This window comes from Chitinophaga sp. 180180018-3 (assembly GCF_037893185.1).
In the GTDB taxonomy this organism is placed as follows: Bacteria; Bacteroidota; Bacteroidia; order Chitinophagales; family Chitinophagaceae; genus Chitinophaga.
The window spans coordinates 1,848,561-1,867,332 of sequence record NZ_CP140772.1 but is presented as its reverse complement, the minus strand read 5'-3'; the positions used below and the strand labels follow the sequence as shown (position 1 = coordinate 1,867,332).

Genomic DNA, 18,772 nt, shown 5'->3' with positions numbered 1-18,772 from the left:
ATGATTTTATTGTTTAGGGAGATACTGTCCTTTCAATTTTATTTTGACAGTAATATCCTCATTGGAATTATTTTTAAAATACCAGCCATGTGGTCCCTCAAACGGAGCGATGAAAGAGCCTGCCACGTTATTGGAATAAGCAATGGTGTAGCTTTCAAAATAATTGCTATTGCCCTTAACCTCTCCGTGAAAATCAAAGTACAATTCCCCTTTGTCCGTAATCCATGCGTATTTGAGGGAGCCATATTTTTGCATGTTTACTTTGTGTTCAAGTCCCCTTCCTGCGGGTATGACCACACTGACTTCATCGGTACGCTCTGCAAGCGGTGTAGCAGGAGCCGGGTTATCCGCCGCCGCAGGTTTGGGTACATCTGCACCGGAGCCAACGTTCTCAAGTTGCAATACTTTATGCGGTCCCGAAGCCAATGTCTCCGTACCAGCATCGCCAACATACAACTTGCTAAATCCTGTTGCCTTGCCAATACCCAAAGGATCTATCCCATATTCTGCCGGAAGTACGGCACTTACCAGGAGTACCGCTCCAACAACCAAAGCAATAACTACCTGCTTGACTATGGATCTTTTATCTAATATTTGATGCGTTATTTCTGCCATTTTGATTTTTTTTAAGAGTTAAAATAACCGACCAACTGGTAGCCGAACAATAGAAAACCTGCTGCCATAAGCAGGGTATTGGTGAGGGTAGAAAACTTCATGAAACTTGGTGACCGCCTCCAATTGGTGATGATAAAAAGCACAAGGGCTAAGGCTATAAACTGACCTATTTCCACGCCGATATTAAAGCCGATGAGGTTTGTCAGAAGTCCTGTCCTGTCAAAATTTAATTCCTGTAATTTACTGGCTAACCCGAAACCGTGGAAAAGACCGAAGATCAGAACCGCTGCTTTGGTATTGGGCTGATAGCCCAAAAAGCGTTGGAAACCGCCCAAATTGTCGAAGCCTTTATACACGATGGACAATGCAATGATCGCATCAATCAGGTAAGCGTTGATGGCCATGTCTGCCAGCACTCCCAGCAAAAGGGTTATACTGTGTCCAATGGTGAAAAAACTCACATAAAGCAATACTTCTTTTGGCCGGTACAGGAAAAAGATGACACCTACCAAAAACAGCAGGTGATCATAGCCGGTAAGCATGTGCTTTGCCCCGATATAAAGAAACGGCACAAAAGCTACTCCCGAATTTCCGCTCAGGAATGCCTGGGTATCCCCGTCAACTCCGTGGGCATACACCGATCCTGTTATCAATAATAACAAGGTTATTGATAAAACTATTTTTATATATCTCATTTAGAACATTGAATTTAATCGGCACAAACTTCGGATTACTTATAGGAATACGCACAGGCATATTATAGCGATAGAACGCTAAAATATAAGTGGTAGAAGAATGTGCCGGGGATTAATTAATGCTTATGCCCGTGAGCTTTGTCAACACTGTCCTGATTTGCAGCAGGTGCAGCCTTACCCACACTGTCCTGATTCACCGCTGGTGCATGATTACCTGCCGGGTCATGGGAATGTCCATGAGCCTTATCAATACTATCCTGGTTAACCGCAGGAGTGGCTGGAGATTGTTCAGAATTGGAGTTGTTGTCAGACGAAGATTTTTCGTTGTTATTGCAAGCTGTAAAAGCAAAGGCAGCGAATGCCGCTATTATGAATGATTTTCTCATCGTTTTTTAAAGATTGATTGTAAAAAGAAGCTATTTGCCCTGATATGAAGGGCATAAATCAAATTCTAACTTTCAGAGGGTGAAAGTTAAGCAACGATGAAAGAGGGAGGACCTCGGAGGGAGTAGGCGCTATAGTGCGGTGATTGGTGAATTATGTTCCTATCCGGTGGAAAGGTATGCTGCTGATAAGCAACGATATATTCAATGGGGTATCGATAATCAAAAATGACAGCATTAAACGGTTGGGACAATTCCTTTGCCACCGATACATCTGTTCTGTCATTAGTGAATGTTATCTGCTCTCCTGTATGTTGAATATGGGAAAATAAGTTTCCCAAATCCACGCAGCCTTCGTGCGTATCGTGGGACTGATGACTATGGCTGTGTGCCGTGAATTTTTCGTGATGATGATGCGAAATAACGCCGTGTCCAAGTAATACTACCTGGGCAATAACAAAAAACACTATGGCTAAGTTCTTACGCAACATCCTCGCAAATATATAAAAAAGGTTCGGGATAGACAATAAAGGGTAATAAATTGAAAAATAGACGCTTAAAAGTGCATCGCATTCTTCCTTTACGTCAGTCGGGCGGTTTAATTCCTTCTATATTATCAATCCAATTTACCTTACTGCCGATCGGCTTCCGTTTTGAGATGGCAGTCACCGGTTTTTCAACATAACCAATATACAAAAAGCCCAAAAGCTTATCCGCTCTTTCTAACCCGAAATGGGATTTTGCCTCTTCAAAGTACGTGATACCTGCCGTTGTCCAATAACATCCCAAACCGTAAGCGGTAACAGTTAGGAACATATTCTGGACAGCACAGGCTACGGCTTCTACTTCTTCAATTTCGGGCAGTTTATCCGCCCCGCTCCGCTTCATCCCGATAGAGATAACGTGGGAAGACATTAACGGATATTCAATAAGTTTTTTATACCTGTCCTGTTGGTAACTGTCTGCTGCAAATTCCCTGTAAATACCAGCCTGTAATTGCCCAAAATATTTCAGGCCCCCGCCCGAAAAAACGCAAAATCGCCACGGCTCTGTTTGCTTATGATTGGGCGCTCTGTTTGCATTTTCGAGAATTTGCCAAATGATGGCATCGGGAATGACTTTGCCCTTTGCATACTGATAGGGGTATATGCTCCTGCGGTGCAGGAGAATTTCATTGAACTCTTCAATATTATATCGCTCCTGCATTATCTCAATAATCTTAATCCACTTAAAATAACCAGCACTGTACTGCCTTCATGACCAACAACTCCTTCAGGCAGGCTTATTTTACCCTCACCTATAAAATTGAGCGTAATGAGTGTTAATGCCACTGCTATGGCGAACACGATATTTTGCTTGATAACACTGCTGGCCCTGCGACCAAGATTAATCGCAAATGGAATATTTTCGATATTATCAGCCATCAGGATAATGTCTGCGGTTTCCATTGCAACATCCGTTCCTCCGCTTCCCATTGCAATACCGACCGATGCAGTAGCCAAAGCGGGCGCATCATTGACACCATCGCCTACCATTGCCACCTTGCCGTATTTTTCTCCCAGCTTCTTAACAGCGTCCACCTTTTGATCGGGCAATAGTTCTGAATACACTAAATTGATGCCGGCCTGTTTACCTATCGCTTTGCCGGTTATTTGGGTATCACCGGTTAATAGGACGGTTTTAATACCTTTTGATTTTAATTCTTCAATGACTTTTCTTGCCTGTGGGCGAATCGTATCTTCCACGGAGATCAGACCTATGGCATGACCGTCGGCAGCAACAAAAATCACGGTTCTGCCTTGCTCTTCTATACCGGTGGCTCTTTTCTGATCTTCATCAGTAATATTTATATCTTTAAGAAGATCCCTTTTACCGATTTTATATTCTTTACCATTTAAAATACCATGAACACCCAGACCATGAATGGCTTGCAGTTCCTTTGGTTTGGAAAGATCCAGTTTCTTATCCTTCGCTTCACGAACAATGGCCTTTGCTATGGGGTGTTCGGACAGCGTTTCTACTGAAGCGGTAATTTGCAGCAAATCATCCGTGCTCATTCCCGAAAAAGGTACAATATCTATCACTTTAGGTTTGCCGTAGGTTAAGGTTCCTGTTTTATCAAAGGCAACTACTTTAACGCCTCCAATGTTTTCAAGATGAACACCTCCTTTAAATAGCACCCCTTTTCGTGCAGCATTGGATATACCGGAAAGAATTGCGGGCATAATAGACGACACGAGCGCACAGGGTGAAGCCACTACAAGAAAAATCATTGCCCTATATATCGTATCGCTCCAGGTCCAGTTAAATAAATACGGAGGGAGCACCATCAATAAAATAGCGACCAATACCACAACTTTTGCATAGATGCTTTCAAAGCGTTCAACGAATAGCTGACTGGGCGGCTTTTCATTTTTTGCTTCCTGTACCAGATGAATGATCTTGGAGAGAACGGTTTCTTCTGACGGTTTGGTTACTTCTATTTCCAATGCACCCTGCCCGTTGATCGTTCCAGAATAAACTTCATCCCCTTTTTTCTTATCTGCCGGAATGCCTTCTCCGGTAATGGACGCTTCATTGATGGCAGAATATCCCCCGGTAATGATGCCGTCAGCAGAAATACGATCACCTGGCCGAACCAGGATAACATCCCCCTTTTTAAGTGCTTCTACCTTTATTTTTCTTTCAACGCCATTTTCGAGTAAAACAGCTTCTTCCGGACGAAGTTTCATAATAGACCTGATATCCCTGTTCGTTTTTTCCATTGTGTAATCTTCCAATGTACCGCTTAGTGAAAAAATGAATATCAGTATCGCCCCGTCCATCCAATAGCCGATGGATGCTGCACCGATTGCTGCCACAACCATCAGGAGATCCACATCCAAATCTTTTTCTTTAAAAAGTGTTGTCAATCCCTCTATGGCTTTCTGATGACCACCAACAACGTAAGCCAGTATAAAGAGGATAATTTCAGCAGTAGGCATATTTTGCTTGCCCGCCCACCAAGCCAATAGAATGAACAGCAAACATAATGCTGTTATAATTGCCGCTCCGTGTTTCTCCCATATATCGGAAAACGACCATCTTGCTCTGTCGTTGGGTATGGCTAATTCTGTCATAATTTTATCTGTTGAGTATGTATTTTTTAAAAACGCTTCCTAAATCTTTTTCCGAAAACCAAATATCATCGGGGTGCAGATGCAGAACGGGCGCATTGCTGCACCTGTCGGTACAGCCCATTGTCCCAGTCTGTACCTTTTTCTCCAGTCTGTATTTTTTGATATAATGTCCCAATAGCTTGCCTTTCTTCTTGCGGCAATTGGGCCCTATACATTGGTAAAATATGATCTTGTCGCCGGTTGCTTCCAAATTTGCCATTCACTTTTCTTTAATTGATCTTTCAGCGGAAATGTCGCCCGTCCCGGGAAATGCGGCTGCCTTACAAATATTATATAGCACGGCACAACTTCATTTTTTGCAAAGGTAGATAAGGAAGAAAGGGTAAAACAGGTAAAAAACCGACATTTTTCAGTAGCTTTACTGCATGAAATCGTTGCAGCTATTTACAGATAAGGAAATCACCGTGAAGGAATTGGCATCTAATAATTCCGGCTTGCATAAACATCATTTTTTTGAACTCATATATGTTTTGGATGGCACCGGAATACATAATATTAATAACAACCGATTTGAATTTTCAAAGGGTGATGTTTTCCTGCTTACGCCGGAAGATGCGCACACCTTTGAAATAAGCACACCCACCAAATTCTGTATAGTAGATTTTACCAAAGGCTTTTTTGTGAAGAACCGCAGGGTTGGTGAAACGAAAGCCAATATCAGCGAATTGTATAAACAACTGGAATTTATCTTTCATAATCATCATAACGTTCAGGGCAGCATTGTATCCGATCCTGACAAACCGATATTCAAAGCACTGATCAACCAGTTGATCAAGGAGAAGGGCAAAAAACAATTCTTTGATGAGATCATTATCCAGGATATCATTTTTCTGCTGCTTCATTTCATTGCAAGAAATATACAGCAGAACATTTCACTATTTTCGAAAAGGGAAAACCCCAAAAGCAGGGTACATGAAATTACGGCATATATACAGCAGCACATTTACGATAGTGAATTACTAAAAATCAGCAGTATAGCCACTCATTTTGGCAAATCGACCGACCATCTAAACAGATATTTTAAGGCTGAGACGGAAAGCACGATTAAAGACTATATTATTCGCTACAAACTCAATTTAGTTACAACAAGGCTTAAATTCAGCGACTTGACCATATCGGAGATAGCAGGTGAATTGAATTTTACGGATGAGAGCCATCTAAACAAAATGTTTAAAAGCGCATTTGGTAAAACTGCCAAACAATATAAGAATGACCACAAACATTAAGTTCTAATGTTTGTGTGACAACATTTTTTATTGTTGCACCAGGTGCTGCAAATCAGGATCGTTCTTTATACGGTCCAGCTCACTTTCGATCACCTGCACAATATCTGCTTTTACCTGCCGGTAATTAGCTTCGATTTCCTGCTTCATATTATCCGCTCCGTTCTCATCGGTAAAGGATAATATCTGCGGTATCTTTTTGTATGCTTTGGTTTCTGCCGTAACCTTTTCGTTATTCACTACAATTTCTGCATGAAAGATCTTTTGCTCAATGCGTTCATCAAAATTGTCGGACACGGCCCCTACGAACATACCCTGTGTTAAGGTAGAAATTTTGGAAGCCGGTATCAGGCTATCCATTTGTGTAGATATGGAAGTGGACTTATCATTGCGATTGATGGTCATGCTCTGGCGCTTCTGCAATACTTTACCGAAGCGTTCTGATAAGTTTTTGGCAGTTTCACCCACTACCTGTCCGCTGAAAATATTACCAACAGTATTCTGTATTACCTTGCTTTCTTTATCGCCATAATCGCGGGTTAACTGCGAATAATCCTGGAACCCTAAACATACTGCCACCTTGTTTGATCTGGCAGTTGCGATCAGGTTATCAAGTCCCCTGAAGTAGATCGTGGGCAGCTCATCTATGATAACGGAACTCTTTAACTGCCCCTTTTTGTTGATGAGTTTTACGATGCGCGAATTGTATAATCCTAATGCCGCAGAATAAATATTCTGACGATCAGGATTATTACCTACACACAATATTTTCGGCTCTTTGGGATTGTTGATGTCCAGTGAAAAATCATCGCCGGTCATCACCCAATAAAGCTGCGGCGAGATCATACGCGATAAGGGTATCTTGGCCGATGCTATCTGCCCCTGTAACTGATCCTGCGCCCCTCCCTGCCAGGCATCCATAAAAGGAGACAAATAATTTTCCAGGTCCGGGTAAGAAGTTAAAATCGTGAAAACATCCGCATACTTTTTATTCAGCAATTCTATTGCGTGTGGGAACGTGCAGTATTTGCCGTTTTCATAAATTCTCAAAAACCAAATAATGGCAGCTAATAAGATAATTGGGCTATCCACAAAAAAATCGCCTTGCTTCTGAATCCACGACCTGTTAAGATTGAGCATGATGGTATAGGCGGATTCGTAAGCATCGGATATATCCGTCATAAACTCAGGATTGATAGGATTACAACGGTGGCTCCTTCGCGGGTCGTCAAAGTTGATGACGTAAAATTTGGGCTTTACTTTATACTTGTTGGTATGTTTCAGCAGGTGATTGTAGGCAATGGTGGAAAGGTCATCGAACTTGAAATCGTAGATATACATACTGAAGCCCTTTTCAATATGTTGCTTGATGTAGTTGTTTACGATAGCATAGCTTTTACCGGAACCCGGAGTTCCCAATACGATTGAGGCACGAAAAGGATTGACTACATTGATCCAGCCGTTGTTCCATTTGCCTTTGTAATAAAACTTTGTAGGGAGGTTCACCGAATATTCATTCTCCATCAACTGGGTTTCCTGCTGGAAGCTCTCGTTCTCGTTGTTGAAAACATCATCCATCAGGTTATTGCGCAGTAAGCGGCTTATCCAAAGGCCCGCAACCATTAGAGCGATATAGCCTAATGAGGTGGTCAGTATGTAAAGCGTAGCGGCAGTCTCTGCGGGTAACTTTAAAAGGGGGATGTTTAGAAAGAATAGGATAAAACCAATGACCAATACGGTATTGATTTTTGTCCAGGTAATCTTTTCATTTTTTACGCCTTTAGTACCCAGACAGCTCAGCGCCAGTAACACCAGTGCAAAAATTTTGGTGTAAAGCGTATTTGAAAAAAGCCCTGCGGTGCGGTTGAAATTGGTCAGTATCTTACCGATGATTTCCAGTGTCCAGCCACGCCCGGCAAAGAACCCGTAACAGAACCAATAAAAGTGCATCAACACAATGATGATGCTTACCGCTCTCATAAAAGCCATGATTTTGGCTAATCCTCTCAGATCGTCTTCTCCCTGCATAATTCAATAAATTGAAGTGATGCAGGTGAATTTATAAGTTGTGATTATCGGTTGCCAGGGAGTGGCGGCAGATGGCTTTTAGTGGCAGTATTTGGCGTGTATAGAATCATTTATTAGATACTGCTGGAGCTGACATGCGCATCAATTAAATGGCAGGTAATCGGAGCAGTTTTAAATCCTTCAATAGAATCAGATTGATCTTACATTCGACGTTTCCCGTTTCCAAACAATTTGCTAAGCAAGCCCATAGCAATAAGTGTCTATGTGTTTTTTTTGCTGTAAAATAATTAAGGAGCCAAAATTGGCTCCTTAACAAAACTGGTGCAGTTTATGGCGAGTTATACCGAAAGCGCTTACGCGTTTTCAATTCCGGTTTTTCTCAAAAAATAACTTTTACAGTTCCGCTCCCGTGTAAGCAGGCAAATATCAAAAGCCCTAAGCCACATTTCCCGCATCCGGTTTAAAAATGCGAATCATCCGGATATTACCTTAATTGGTAAGTGGGCTATTATGTAATGCGGGCACGCGCTTTATCCAGGCGCGGGTGAGCGAGCTTCCCTTCACAGGCCAACAGCTCCTCGCTCATATCCCGTAGCCTGAACTACCTATGCCGCAGTGACACCTAAAATCGGTGACAACACCGGCTGTCCGGAATATTTTCTAATTTCATCCAATAGCAAAGTAACATTGGATAAATTGACTACTTGCCAAAAATCATTTTCCTGATTTCTTTCCTGAACGCTTCCGTGCCAATTTCCAATCGTCTGTTGTAGAGTGAAAAGGCATCTTCCCCTGCAAAATAGCGCAACTGATCTTTCTTGTCGGTTGCTGCCTCATAAACCACCTCCGCAATCTGTTCCGGTGTAGCGTATGCATCCGGGTGTGCCAATGCATGAACTTTCTTTGCTGCTTCATCATAAACAGGGTGCGGAACTATCTCCATAGACCTGCCAAAATCTGACCTGATACCACCTGGAACAATCGTTTTTACACCGATGTTGAACAGTCCCAGCTCATACGAGAGGCTTTCGCTCCATCCTTCCAATGCCCATTTGGTGGCATGATACGTGGAAACGAACGGAAATGCAACGAAAGCGCCGATTGCAGTCGTATTCAGGAAAAGGCCGTTATTCCTGTTTCTGAAATAGGGAATAAAGGCTTGGGTAACACGAATAGTACCTAAAAGATTCGTATCGATCTGGCGTACGATTTGTTCATCCGAAAGCGCTTCCAGAGCGCCGGACAACCCGTAACCTGCATTATTAAACACCACATCAATATCATGCAGTTCAATTGCCTGTTGGGCAACTGTTTTGATCTGTTCGGGATCTGCAATATCGAGCTGCAAGAGGCTTACGTTTTCCAACTGCGAAAGTTCAGTTTCCTTTTCAGGGTTGCGCATGGTGGCAATGACATTCCAGCCTTTTTGCTGGAACAGTTTGGCCGTGGCTTTCCCTAAACCTGTTGACGCACCTGTGATGAAGATAGTTTTCTGATTATTCATTTTGTAAAAATTTAGTTGTTTGCTTTAAGACATTTTTTCCTTTTCTATTGCCTGTGATAATAATTCAAATGACTTTAACCTGCCCAGATGGTTGCCTGAAATAAGCTGTATCATTATTTCTTCCAAGCCGAATGCTGCCTGCATTTGTTTTAATTCTCTGGCAACGGTTTCAGCTTTGCCGATGAAGTGCCTTGGGGGTTTGTTGGGATTAGTAAGGCGTTCCAACGTATAAGAGCCATTAAGCAATTCCAATGCTTCCTTTTCAGGAATAAAGGATTGGTTGACGGCTTCCCTTCTTCCCGCGTTAAGCAATTGCATAGAATACAATGAGGGCGCGGCAAGTTCCAATGCTAATTCGTCATTTTCGTGGGCATACACATATACTGTCAGCGTCAAACCCGGTGCTTTTCTTCCATAGGGCTTATTCGACGGCTGGAAATTTTCAATGTAATGGCGGGTAATGTCAAAAGTTCTTTGCTGGTCTGATGTTATAAATGCGGCAAAGACATAGGCCAAACCCAAACGGGCTGCCGCCTCAGCGCTCCAATCGCTTGTGCCCAGCAGGTAGACATTCGGTAAACTACCATCATTGTTTAGTTTTACCTGGCTGAATGGGTGGTTGGAAGGGAAATCATTCGTGAGCCAGGCCAGTAACTCCACCAACTGTTCCATTGAGTTATCCGCTTTTTGCAATGATGTACGGTTGCTCTGCAAAGCAAAGTCGGAATACTGTCCCGTGGTAGCACGGCCGATTCCTAAATCAATTCGTCCAGGATAAAGCTCGCATAAAGTAGCAAAGACCTCCGCCACTTTATAGGGGCTGTAATGGTTCAATAAAACGGCTCCCGAACCTACGTGAATACGCTTTGTATTGGCTGCTGCCGCAGCAGTCATGACCTCCGGCGTGCGTCCGGCTATGTGACCGATGTTATGATGCTCCGCAAACCATATACGTTCATATCCCAAATCTTCTGCAACTTGTGCGGTCTCGATGGTGTTTTGCAATGCTGTCCTACGGTTGCCGCCATAGGGTACATACGATATGTCCAATATTGAAAGTTTCATCCCGCTATTTGATTTGAACAACAATTTTTCCCTGTGTATGTCCCTTTTCTATTTCCAGGTGGGCTTGGGCCATATCCTCAAAGACAAAAGTTTTGGAAACGTGCGGTATAATTTTTTCTTCCTCCAGAAGCCCTGCTACAAACTTCATATCATCGCCACTGGCCTGCACCACATTATAAACGGCATGTACGCCAAGCTCTTTTGCTTTTTCCATCTGTTCCTTAGGAAGCTCTGACCAGAGACTGACCAGTGTACCACCCTTTTTCAATACTTCAAGACTGCGAAGTATATGGTCGTCCTGTTTCACTGCATCCAGCACATAATCAACATCCTTTACAACATCTTCAAAACGTTGTTTTTTGTAATCAATAAACTCATCGGCCCCTAAACCTATGACGAAATCTCTTTTGTCGGTAGAAGCAAGGGCGATAACATACGCGCCGTATAATTTTGCAAACTGGACACCAAAATGCCCCACACCACCACCTGCGGCAGTTATGAGAACACGGTCACCCTGTTTGATGCCTAATTTGCGGATGGCTTGCAGCGCGGTGAGTGCAGCCATTGTGGAAACCGCCGCCTGTTCGTGTGAGATATTTTTGGGTTTAACAGCAATCTGTGATGCAGGAGCAGCGACGTACTCTGCATAGGTTCTGCCCACACCTGGCAAGCCGATAAGCCCAAATACTTCATCTCCGACTTTAAAATCCAACATCACTACCGATCTCTACGATTTCACCGGAAGCGTCCCACCCTAAGATAATGGTGGCATTCTCAAAATAAGCCTTCTTCATTTCATTTCTCACACGGGCATCCGCCGGATTAATACCGATAGCCTTTACCTTGATCAATACTTCGTTTGATTTTATTTCAGGTGTCGGGATGTTTGCCAGGGCAAAGTTTTCTACCCCTCCCGATGTTTTTAAGATTATTGCTTTCATCTAATTTTACTTTAAACAGGTAAAATTACGTATCAAATGGTATAACTTTGTAACCACTATAACGGATGATACCAAAAAACAGCTATGGCAAAAAAGATTAATCAAGAGGAGCTGGCCGCAAAGACAAAGGCTTTGCAGGACACTATTTATGTCATCGGGGGCAAATGGAAACTTCCCATTATTCATTCAATATGTAATGGAAATAAACGTTTCAGGGATATTGAGCGCAGCATTCCGGGAATTACTACCAGAATGCTATCCCGCAATCTGAAAGAGTTGGAAGACAATAAACTAATTACCCGAACAGTGCGCACAGATGCACCGGTTACCGTTGAATACGTGTTCACAGAATATTCCAAAGAATACGGAAACCTAATTACTCAAATGATTGAATGGGGTAAAAAGCATCATAAAATGATAGTAGAAAAGTAAGCTATTGTTTGCCTGTAATTGGCAATGGCAGGTCTGTTCAAAACAATTTTCTGCTCCTAAGTTGTTACTGTTTGCCCTGTCTTTTGCTTTTCTTCTTTTTCCTCATCCGGTTAGCAAAATCCTGTTCCTCGTAATCTTCTCCCTGGGCTTCAGGCAATAACCCACCTAACCCATCTATAAGTCCTAAGTCTTCATTGAGGTAGGCAGGCTGTTCTTCGTTCAGAAAATCAAAAAGCTCATGGGTTTCGTCTGACGCTTCCCCGACATTTTTACCAGTGGTTGGCAATGGCGTGTTGATCCTTGCATCGTCGGCGTCCTGACGATGTTCTGCAAACTGCTCTTTCCACCAATCGTTAAAAACATTGGCTGAAAGATCTGTATCCAGTTGTGATCCATTCCAAACCGTACGGCTTTCATGGTCTATGAACGTCATGCCATAAATGCGCCCCTCCCCGGTGCGTCGTACAACGGTGTTAATGCCTTGCTCCATCAGTTGCTTTTTAAAATCGGCCTCGGTGCCGGTAAGGTGCATTGCCGCTTCAATGGTATTTTTGAGGATGGCTTTTGCTGGATCAGTCTTCATTTTTTTCTTGGCCTCGATAAAATGCTGTTGCAACGTGTCCCATCCGGCATCTTTACCAAAAAGGGATGACTTAAAAGGGTTACTGGCTTTTTCTCCGTGTTCGTTCAGCGCAAAATACACGATGCCGTGCCTGGACTGTCCATGTAGTTCTCCCTTTACTTCTTCAGCGGTAATATTGAACATCGAAAGCAGGGCATTGTAGGCTCCAAGCGTTTGGTACTGGTAATACTTTGGCAGGTGCCGCACTACGGATGCGATCTGGCTCTTAATGTCCCCGGCATTATAATCAACCGGGCGGAATAGCTGATCATTGCCGGTGCGCTGTTTCTCTGTTGCAGGTATGAGGTTATACTTTTGCTCCAACGCCCTGCAAGCATCCATCGAGCGCAGCTTCTCAAATGTGTCGGGTATCTTCTTGCCGTACCGGTCAACACAGGTAGACACAATATGGATATGCGTGCGTTCAATGTCGGTGTGCTTAAAAACGACATAGGGCTGTTCTCCGTAGCCCATTCGCTCCATGTAGTCTTTGGCAATCTGCCTGAAATTTTCATCCGTTACTTTATCACCGGGATCGGGATTGAGCGATATATGCAATACGGGCTTTTCGGTTTTTTTATTTGCGATGAGGTAAGGTTCAAAAGAACGGTATAACTGAGCTACCGAATAGCTGCCATCCGGTGTTTCCATAATCCTTTGTGTTGCTAAAACCTTCCCGTTTTCCTTGTCTACTTTAAGCTGATTGTAAGAAAGTGCACCTGTCATATTTACACCATGACCAATTTTCGCTATCATTTCTCCCCGCTTTTGTTCAGGTGTTTGACTTCAAACTCCTTTGTTAGCTCCATAATATCCCGGCATAATTTTGCGAGTTCTGCCGTTTGTTTTTCCAGTTTAAAGAGATAAGCGGCGGCCTTCTTCTCCGAAAAATTGCGGTAAAGGATCTTCACGACCTGGTTATAATTAATCCCAACTGCCCTGAACTGGCCGAACAACGCGGTTAGTCTGGTATAATAATCCATTGCGGCCATATCTACTTTCACACTCTTTACCGGTTTATCAAACAGTAAAGAAGTAACAAATTGCGCCTTGTTATCTGCTCCAGAGGCTTCAAAGAGCGATAGGAATTTTGCATTTTCTTCGTCCGTCAAACGAAATACATAACGGTGGATGCTTGGGTTTGCTTTAGGATTACGACCACCTTTGTATTGTTTCTTTTTCTGCTGTTCATTCATAACTATATAATTTTTAAAACGAGCGTCAGCGAGCTGATCGTTCAGTAATCCAACAAAAACCCCGACTTCGGAGGGTGTTTTCCGGCCCCCTGCAAGGGCAAGTTGTTTTGAGGCACGGAACAGGTTCCGAGTGCCTCAAAACACAACTTGCTCTGTTCGGGTGAACAGAAAAATCCGCCCTGCGGGACGGATTAGATAAAGCAGAAAAAAACGGCTGCGAGCCGTTCCACCTGTTACCTGTATGTTGTAATGTTCTTTCCATTTACCCATAGCATTGGAGCTATTACAAAGTAAGGGCTGCTTTGTCAAAGCATTACAGTGCTCCACACTGCCAAAGACTGCCACTGAACGCCAATGACTACCACATTCTAAAATATAGCTGCCCGAGGTATTTTCTTTGTTTCAAAGTTGTACAGGAGCACTTACAGAAAAAAGTGCGGAAAAGAAAAAAACAAAATGTATGTGCTGTTTCAAGCACATACAGAAAACAGGAAAAGAACACAGGTTTAAAAATGCAGGGGTGTAAAAGTATAAAGTTTTAAAACCATAAAAACGTAAAAGCAGCAATGTTTACAGAAACAAACCTTTACGGGTTTTCAGATTTAAGCAAAAGCATATAACAGGGAAACTGTAAAAAAACACAACGGTACAGCAACCCGGAAAAATGGTAAAGCAGAAAAGCGGCAGTACAACTGCACAATTTATCAAATGGACAATTTTAAATTTTAGAAAAATGGAAACAGTAAAAAAAACTTTAAAAATCAGCTTCTCCACACAAAAAGGCGGCGTGGGAAAATCAACCATAACAACCCTGCTTGCCAGCTTGCTCCATTACCGGCTCGGATTTAATATAGTGGTACTGGACTGCGATTTTCCCCAGCACAGCCTAAGCAAAATGAGGGAAAGGGATCTGAAGACCGTTATGCAGAACGACTATCACAAAAAAGCTGCAATGAAACAATTCCAGGCTATCAATAAGAAAGCCTATCCCATTATCCGTTGCAGGGCAGATGAAGCGCTGGACAAAGCGTTGGAGTATGTGCAGCAATCGACGGCACACCCCGATATGATTTTTTTTGACTTGCCGGGAACGGCAAACACAAAGGGCGTGCTGACAACGCTGAAAGCAATGGACTTTATTTTTTCGCCGCTCACTGCGGACCGGTTTGTAGTGGAAAGTACGCTCGGATTTGCAAAAGCATTTCTCCAGCTTCCTGAAATTGAAAACGCCAATAAAGAGCAGGTATTCTGGTTGTTCTGGAACCAGGTGGACGGCAGGGAGAAGACGATGCTTTACGATGCTTACCAACAGGTGATCGGACAGCTTGGCCTTTCCATTATGGATACAAGAATTATGGACAGCAAGCGCTTCCGCAAGGAAACGGACGATACGGGCAACTACATCTTCCGTTCAAGCCTGCTTGCGGCAGAACCGGGCCTGCTGAAAATGACTAAAATGGATCTCTTTGTACAAGAGTTCTTAAAAATTGTTCATTCTTAAATCAGTTGTGATATGGATACAGATAACATAAAGAAAGGATTTGAGAAGCCCAACGTGGATGAGGATTACCTGATGAACATTATGAGCGGCGCTGAACCTGCTCCGGTAACAAAGACGGATAAGGATCAGGCGGAGCATAAAGAGCCTAAAGCCCGTGAAAAAACAAAGTCTGCTTCATCAAAGAAAATTGACTACGAAGATGTTTTCTTGACCAATCGTTACCCTTCCGGAAGAAATGGGAAAGTGGTATATATCAGACCGGAGTTTCACGAGCGGCTGCTGCGGATCGTTCAACTGGCAAGGGAGGATAAAACGACACTCTATTCCTACATAGACAATATTCTCGAATATCATTTCAGGGAATTTGGCAACGAGATAACGGATTATTTCAATGACAGGTATAAACCCATTTTATAGTAAAACAAAACCAATGAAAAAGAATATTAAAAACGCAAAGACCATACAGGCAGGTAATGGCTCCGTTAAAAAAGAAAGCTACGGAACCCAGTTCCTGAAACAGCACGCAATGGCGTGCCGGGGTGAAAAATCGATCTACATACGCCCCGAATACCATGAGCGTATCGTTAGGATTGTTCACGTCATTGGAGATGATAAAATCCCGTTGTACGCTTATCTGGACAATATACTTAAACATCATTTCGAGCAGTTCGAGCAGGCAATTACCAAGGATTTTAATGAAAAGTTTAAACCCATTTTTTAAAGTATTGGATCATGAAAAAGACAAATCAAAAACAAAGGAACACGTTACGCATTGCCGAATATCAATCGGCATTCTTAACACCTACCGGTTTTTTGGCAAAGGACGGGAAAACGGTATATGTCAGCCCGGAGTTCCACGAAAAACTGTCCCACATTGCATTTATACTTGGTGCGGGAAAAATTACCATTGCTGATTATCTGCATAGTGTTCTGAAGCACCACTTCCAGGATTTTGGCCAGGAAATAAAAACCATTTATAACGACAAGAACAAACCTATATTTTAGTTATGGAACTGCTGATTTTAATATGCCTGCTCATCGTCATTGTTCTGCTGGCGAAGGACAAAATTACCATTAAAAAAGTGGAGCGGAACAATCGGCAACAGCCTCCTGTAAATCCTGATTTACCGGAAATAATGGGCCAGCCAAAGCCGCCTGTACGACAAGCAGTGCCAAGTAATGCCACCCAACGCCATTTAGCTAAACCGAAGGTTACGGCTGATAATTTTGAAACAGAAACCAGTGAAAAGGGTTTCGCAAGGGAAATTCCGCAGGAAGAGCTGGATGAAGTTTTTGGGGACGGCCCCAACCTTGAAGAAGAGGAAGAAGAATGGAATGGATATGGTTATCCGAACGGCGATGACGGTTTTGCCACAGGGGTTACCTTCGACGAACTGAGTACCGTGGGGGCCTTGTTACAGCAAGAAGTGCTGGAACCGGCCTTGCAGCAAAAAGCGGTGGATATAGTTCAAAGGATACAGGGAACCGAACTATTCAGCCTTTTGGAAAACTCAATGGAAGGCGCTTCCCGAAAGATTGCAGTATTATTGGACAGGAGCCTGCCGACAGGAATGGATTCCGGTTCTTCCGATTTGCGGAAAAATGATCTGAGTGACTTTGACATTGGGGAGTTTGTCTGAAAAGACAGCTCCCTTTTGTTTTTCAAAATTAAAGGGAGATGGAAAGAACATTGCCAAGTATCCAAATTGAAGGAACGGAGTTTATTATAGATGTTCTCAGAGAAGAACTAAGGGAAAAGAATAATCCGCAAAATGTAATGCCCATAACTGATATGCGGTACACAGGAAATAACAATGGCTATTTCTTCTATTATGATTTGGGTACAAAAAATATTGTTGACGAAAGTAAGATCGTTGATCTTAGTTATATAGATGACTTTCCGAGGGTGGAAATACCCGAACTGACCCGCATTGACCCATTAGGTATGGCGGAGAAGTATAGGCGGCCATTGAAAGAGGTGATCGGAAAGTCCGATCTCGATCTGATGATTGCGCCGGGCAGCCCGCTCGACTTACGGTTAAATAAAGGCATCCTGCCCACGCTGGATATTGCGGGGCATACCTTTTATGTAGACCTGCAAATGTATAAACTCCGCCCAAAGGATGACTTCAGATCCAAAGGCATAGGCTTTGACCAAATACAGCAATATTATGATGACGAACGGCAAGCGTATGTAATACCTTATAATCCTGCTACACGAGAGTTTCAGCAGCACAATACTTCCGCCCTGACTGAACTCCCGAAAGATTTTATTATGGTACGGTTTCCCCATGCTGCCGAAATGGATGAACCGGGCTGGGCAAAAAAATACGGTTTCAGTCTCCCCAACTTCAAAAGCCTGGAGTCTTTCCAGATGCATCATGAAGCCCGCATCCTGCCCTGGGAGGAAACCGATGTGCCGATGCACATAAAGCGGAATACCGCCGAGCAATTAAGACCAAAAGAAGAATATGAAGTCAATGATATGCGTACGGATATCCCTTTTAGGCTACCCACCGATACGGCAAGGGCACTTCCAATACTCAACATACATGGGACGGAATTTATCGTGGATGTGAACCGTTTGGAGCTGCGGGAGAAAGCCAACCGGCAAAATGTTATTTCCTTTTTGGACATGCGGGAGCTTCCCGGTTCAGGATATGAGTTCCCTTACAGCCGAAAAAGTAAAGGCTTGCCCGGAATAGATCAATGGGATTATACCGTTGTCCAGATACCTGACTTCGTAGAGCTTGACCCGGCTGGTATGGCAAAAAAGCATGGCGTACCGGAAAGTGAAATACAGAATATGTCCGATTTTGATCTGATGGTAGATCAGACTGTCATTAATAAGCTGGAACAACAACAGATGTTGCCTACTATTGATATTGCGGGCCATACTTTTTATGTTGACCTTGCAAGGGACAGGCTCCGTCCCAAAGATGATATATGGTCACGCGGTATCATCTTCTCTGAACTTGAATATTACTACTCGCCGAAAAACGAAACATATACCATTCCCTATAATCAAAAAACACATACGTTCCAGGAAGTAAGTCTGAGCAGCAAAGAAATCCCGAAAGATGTAATCGTTGTCCAGATACCTCATGAAGATTGGCTGGACCCCATTTGGGCGAACCGGAGATACGGATTTAATGTAGTGGCCGGCCTTAAACAGAAAGGGCCGCAGTTACATTTTCAATCGAATATTATTCCGTGGGATCAGACCCGCTTTGCGGAGACCGTCAAAAGGAACAATAGCCAGCGGGTTAAGCCGGATCAAAAATCACCCATTATTTCTGTATCCAAGAAAAGCATCCCTGCGCATAACGTTCATAAGGTAAAGAAACGCGGGCGCAGCAGGTAGTCATTCAATTAAATTAAAACACAC

Annotated in this window: 20 protein-coding genes; 8 read left to right on the top strand and 12 right to left on the bottom strand. The window is 43.1% G+C overall.

Annotation, left to right across the window (positions count from 1 at the left end):
* Nucleotides 1-6 precede the first annotated feature (6 nt).
* The 5 genes from UNH61_RS07600 to UNH61_RS07580 all read right to left on the bottom strand — a co-directional run bounded on the left by UNH61_RS07600 (nt 7) and on the right by UNH61_RS07580 (nt 4,812).
* A complete protein-coding gene (locus UNH61_RS07600) occupies nt 7-615 on the bottom strand; it encodes a hypothetical protein (protein ID WP_298939028.1) in 609 nt (202 codons plus the stop codon).
* Between the two features lie 11 nt (nt 616-626).
* On the bottom strand, nt 627-1,277 hold the full coding sequence (locus UNH61_RS07595) for a HupE/UreJ family protein (RefSeq protein ID WP_339070791.1): 651 nt from the start codon (nt 1,275-1,277) through the stop codon (nt 627-629).
* Nucleotides 1,278-1,426: 149 nt separating this feature from the next.
* Nucleotides 1,427-1,696, bottom strand: a complete 270-nt coding sequence (locus UNH61_RS07590; RefSeq protein WP_326991502.1) for a hypothetical protein — start codon at nt 1,694-1,696, stop codon at nt 1,427-1,429.
* A gap of 582 nt (nt 1,697-2,278) precedes the next feature.
* The gene (locus UNH61_RS07585) at nt 2,279-2,899 is read right to left on the bottom strand and encodes a nitroreductase (RefSeq protein WP_298939025.1); all 621 of its coding nucleotides are present in this window, start codon (nt 2,897-2,899) and stop codon (nt 2,279-2,281) included.
* Nucleotides 2,899-4,812, bottom strand: coding sequence for a heavy metal translocating P-type ATPase (locus UNH61_RS07580; protein ID WP_298939024.1), 1,914 nt, complete (start codon nt 4,810-4,812; stop codon nt 2,899-2,901). The genes UNH61_RS07585 and UNH61_RS07580 overlap by 1 nt, the downstream gene beginning before the upstream one ends.
* A 425-nt stretch (nt 4,813-5,237) precedes the next feature.
* Here UNH61_RS07580 and UNH61_RS07575 point away from each other — a divergent pair, with 425 nt between their 5' ends.
* Nucleotides 5,238-6,098 (top strand): AraC family transcriptional regulator, encoded by an 861-nt coding sequence (locus UNH61_RS07575; protein WP_298939022.1) that lies wholly within the window; start codon nt 5,238-5,240, stop codon nt 6,096-6,098.
* 27 nt (nt 6,099-6,125) lie between these two features.
* On the opposite strand, the gene mobC is transcribed toward UNH61_RS07575, so the two are convergent.
* From mobC to UNH61_RS07550, 5 genes are all read right to left on the bottom strand, one after another.
* The gene (mobC, locus tag UNH61_RS07570) at nt 6,126-8,126 is read right to left on the bottom strand and encodes a conjugal transfer protein MobC (RefSeq protein ID WP_326996161.1); all 2,001 of its coding nucleotides are present in this window, start codon (nt 8,124-8,126) and stop codon (nt 6,126-6,128) included.
* 697 nt (nt 8,127-8,823) lie between these two features.
* On the bottom strand, nt 8,824-9,627 hold the full coding sequence (locus UNH61_RS07565) for an SDR family oxidoreductase (RefSeq protein WP_298939020.1): 804 nt from the start codon (nt 9,625-9,627) through the stop codon (nt 8,824-8,826).
* A gap of 24 nt (nt 9,628-9,651) precedes the next feature.
* On the bottom strand, nt 9,652-10,692 hold the full coding sequence (locus UNH61_RS07560; protein ID WP_298939019.1) for an MsnO8 family LLM class oxidoreductase: 1,041 nt from the start codon (nt 10,690-10,692) through the stop codon (nt 9,652-9,654).
* 4 nt (nt 10,693-10,696) lie between these two features.
* Nucleotides 10,697-11,407, bottom strand: a complete 711-nt coding sequence (locus UNH61_RS07555) for an NADP-dependent oxidoreductase (RefSeq protein WP_326991501.1) — start codon at nt 11,405-11,407, stop codon at nt 10,697-10,699.
* Nucleotides 11,394-11,633 carry an alcohol dehydrogenase catalytic domain-containing protein gene (locus UNH61_RS07550; protein WP_326991500.1) on the bottom strand — a complete coding sequence of 80 codons (240 nt, stop codon included), beginning with the start codon at nt 11,631-11,633 and terminating at the stop codon, nt 11,394-11,396. The genes UNH61_RS07555 and UNH61_RS07550 overlap by 14 nt, the downstream gene beginning before the upstream one ends.
* Before the next feature lie 84 nt (nt 11,634-11,717).
* Here UNH61_RS07550 and UNH61_RS07545 point away from each other — a divergent pair, with 84 nt between their 5' ends.
* A complete protein-coding gene (locus UNH61_RS07545) occupies nt 11,718-12,065 on the top strand; it encodes a helix-turn-helix domain-containing protein (protein WP_298939017.1) in 348 nt (115 codons plus the stop codon).
* Nucleotides 12,066-12,129: 64 nt separating this feature from the next.
* Here the strand turns inward: UNH61_RS07545 and mobB are convergent, their stop codons facing one another.
* Entirely contained in the window at nt 12,130-13,443 is a 1,314-nt protein-coding gene (gene mobB / locus UNH61_RS07540; protein ID WP_298939016.1) for a conjugal transfer protein MobB, read from the bottom strand.
* Nucleotides 13,440-13,883 carry a conjugal transfer protein MobA gene (gene mobA / locus UNH61_RS07535; protein WP_298939015.1) on the bottom strand — a complete coding sequence of 148 codons (444 nt, stop codon included), beginning with the start codon at nt 13,881-13,883 and terminating at the stop codon, nt 13,440-13,442. The genes mobB and mobA overlap by 4 nt, the downstream gene beginning before the upstream one ends.
* A gap of 733 nt (nt 13,884-14,616) precedes the next feature.
* Between mobA and UNH61_RS07530 the strand changes: the two genes are divergently transcribed.
* Genes UNH61_RS07530 through UNH61_RS07505 form a run of 6 tightly spaced genes read left to right on the top strand, consistent with a single transcriptional unit; the run spans nt 14,617 to nt 18,748 of the window.
* Nucleotides 14,617-15,384, top strand: coding sequence for a ParA family protein (locus UNH61_RS07530; protein WP_326991499.1), 768 nt, complete (start codon nt 14,617-14,619; stop codon nt 15,382-15,384).
* A gap of 12 nt (nt 15,385-15,396) precedes the next feature.
* On the top strand, nt 15,397-15,801 hold the full coding sequence (locus UNH61_RS07525) for a DUF3408 domain-containing protein (protein ID WP_298939012.1): 405 nt from the start codon (nt 15,397-15,399) through the stop codon (nt 15,799-15,801).
* 13 nt (nt 15,802-15,814) lie between these two features.
* Nucleotides 15,815-16,105 (top strand): DUF3408 domain-containing protein, encoded by a 291-nt coding sequence (locus tag UNH61_RS07520; protein ID WP_326991498.1) that lies wholly within the window; start codon nt 15,815-15,817, stop codon nt 16,103-16,105.
* An 11-nt stretch (nt 16,106-16,116) separates the two neighbouring features.
* Nucleotides 16,117-16,389 (top strand): DUF3408 domain-containing protein, encoded by a 273-nt coding sequence (locus UNH61_RS07515; protein WP_298939010.1) that lies wholly within the window; start codon nt 16,117-16,119, stop codon nt 16,387-16,389.
* 2 nt (nt 16,390-16,391) lie between these two features.
* Complete coding sequence (locus UNH61_RS07510; protein ID WP_326991496.1) at nt 16,392-17,024, top strand: conjugal transfer protein TraD; 633 nt, start codon at nt 16,392-16,394, stop codon at nt 17,022-17,024.
* 38 nt (nt 17,025-17,062) lie between these two features.
* Nucleotides 17,063-18,748 carry a hypothetical protein gene (locus tag UNH61_RS07505; RefSeq protein ID WP_298939008.1) on the top strand — a complete coding sequence of 562 codons (1,686 nt, stop codon included), beginning with the start codon at nt 17,063-17,065 and terminating at the stop codon, nt 18,746-18,748.
* Nucleotides 18,749-18,772 lie beyond the last annotated feature (24 nt).

What these genes read in the sequence shown, in the direction of transcription:
- UNH61_RS07515 (WP_298939010.1), top strand. Translation starts at nt 16,117, where the DNA reads ATGAAAAAGACAAATCAAAAACAAAGGAACACGTTACGCATTGCCGAA.
- UNH61_RS07525 (WP_298939012.1), top strand. Translation starts at nt 15,397, where the DNA reads ATGGATACAGATAACATAAAGAAAGGATTTGAGAAGCCCAACGTGGAT.
- UNH61_RS07565 (WP_298939020.1), bottom strand. Translation starts at nt 9,627, where the DNA reads ATGAATAATCAGAAAACTATCTTCATCACAGGTGCGTCAACAGGTTTA.
- UNH61_RS07575 (WP_298939022.1), top strand. Translation starts at nt 5,238, where the DNA reads ATGAAATCGTTGCAGCTATTTACAGATAAGGAAATCACCGTGAAGGAA.
- UNH61_RS07585 (WP_298939025.1), bottom strand. Translation starts at nt 2,899, where the DNA reads ATGCAGGAGCGATATAATATTGAAGAGTTCAATGAAATTCTCCTGCAC.
- UNH61_RS07545 (WP_298939017.1), top strand. Translation starts at nt 11,718, where the DNA reads ATGGCAAAAAAGATTAATCAAGAGGAGCTGGCCGCAAAGACAAAGGCT.
- UNH61_RS07550 (WP_326991500.1), bottom strand. Translation starts at nt 11,633, where the DNA reads ATGAAAGCAATAATCTTAAAAACATCGGGAGGGGTAGAAAACTTTGCC.
- mobA (WP_298939015.1), bottom strand. Translation starts at nt 13,883, where the DNA reads ATGAATGAACAGCAGAAAAAGAAACAATACAAAGGTGGTCGTAATCCT.
- mobB (WP_298939016.1), bottom strand. Translation starts at nt 13,443, where the DNA reads ATGATAGCGAAAATTGGTCATGGTGTAAATATGACAGGTGCACTTTCT.
- UNH61_RS07505 (WP_298939008.1), top strand. Translation starts at nt 17,063, where the DNA reads ATGGAAAGAACATTGCCAAGTATCCAAATTGAAGGAACGGAGTTTATT.
- UNH61_RS07510 (WP_326991496.1), top strand. Translation starts at nt 16,392, where the DNA reads ATGGAACTGCTGATTTTAATATGCCTGCTCATCGTCATTGTTCTGCTG.
- UNH61_RS07600 (WP_298939028.1), bottom strand. Translation starts at nt 615, where the DNA reads ATGGCAGAAATAACGCATCAAATATTAGATAAAAGATCCATAGTCAAG.
- UNH61_RS07520 (WP_326991498.1), top strand. Translation starts at nt 15,815, where the DNA reads ATGAAAAAGAATATTAAAAACGCAAAGACCATACAGGCAGGTAATGGC.
- UNH61_RS07560 (WP_298939019.1), bottom strand. Translation starts at nt 10,692, where the DNA reads ATGAAACTTTCAATATTGGACATATCGTATGTACCCTATGGCGGCAAC.
- UNH61_RS07555 (WP_326991501.1), bottom strand. Translation starts at nt 11,407, where the DNA reads ATGTTGGATTTTAAAGTCGGAGATGAAGTATTTGGGCTTATCGGCTTG.
- UNH61_RS07580 (WP_298939024.1), bottom strand. Translation starts at nt 4,812, where the DNA reads ATGACAGAATTAGCCATACCCAACGACAGAGCAAGATGGTCGTTTTCC.
- UNH61_RS07530 (WP_326991499.1), top strand. Translation starts at nt 14,617, where the DNA reads ATGGAAACAGTAAAAAAAACTTTAAAAATCAGCTTCTCCACACAAAAA.
- UNH61_RS07590 (WP_326991502.1), bottom strand. Translation starts at nt 1,696, where the DNA reads ATGAGAAAATCATTCATAATAGCGGCATTCGCTGCCTTTGCTTTTACA.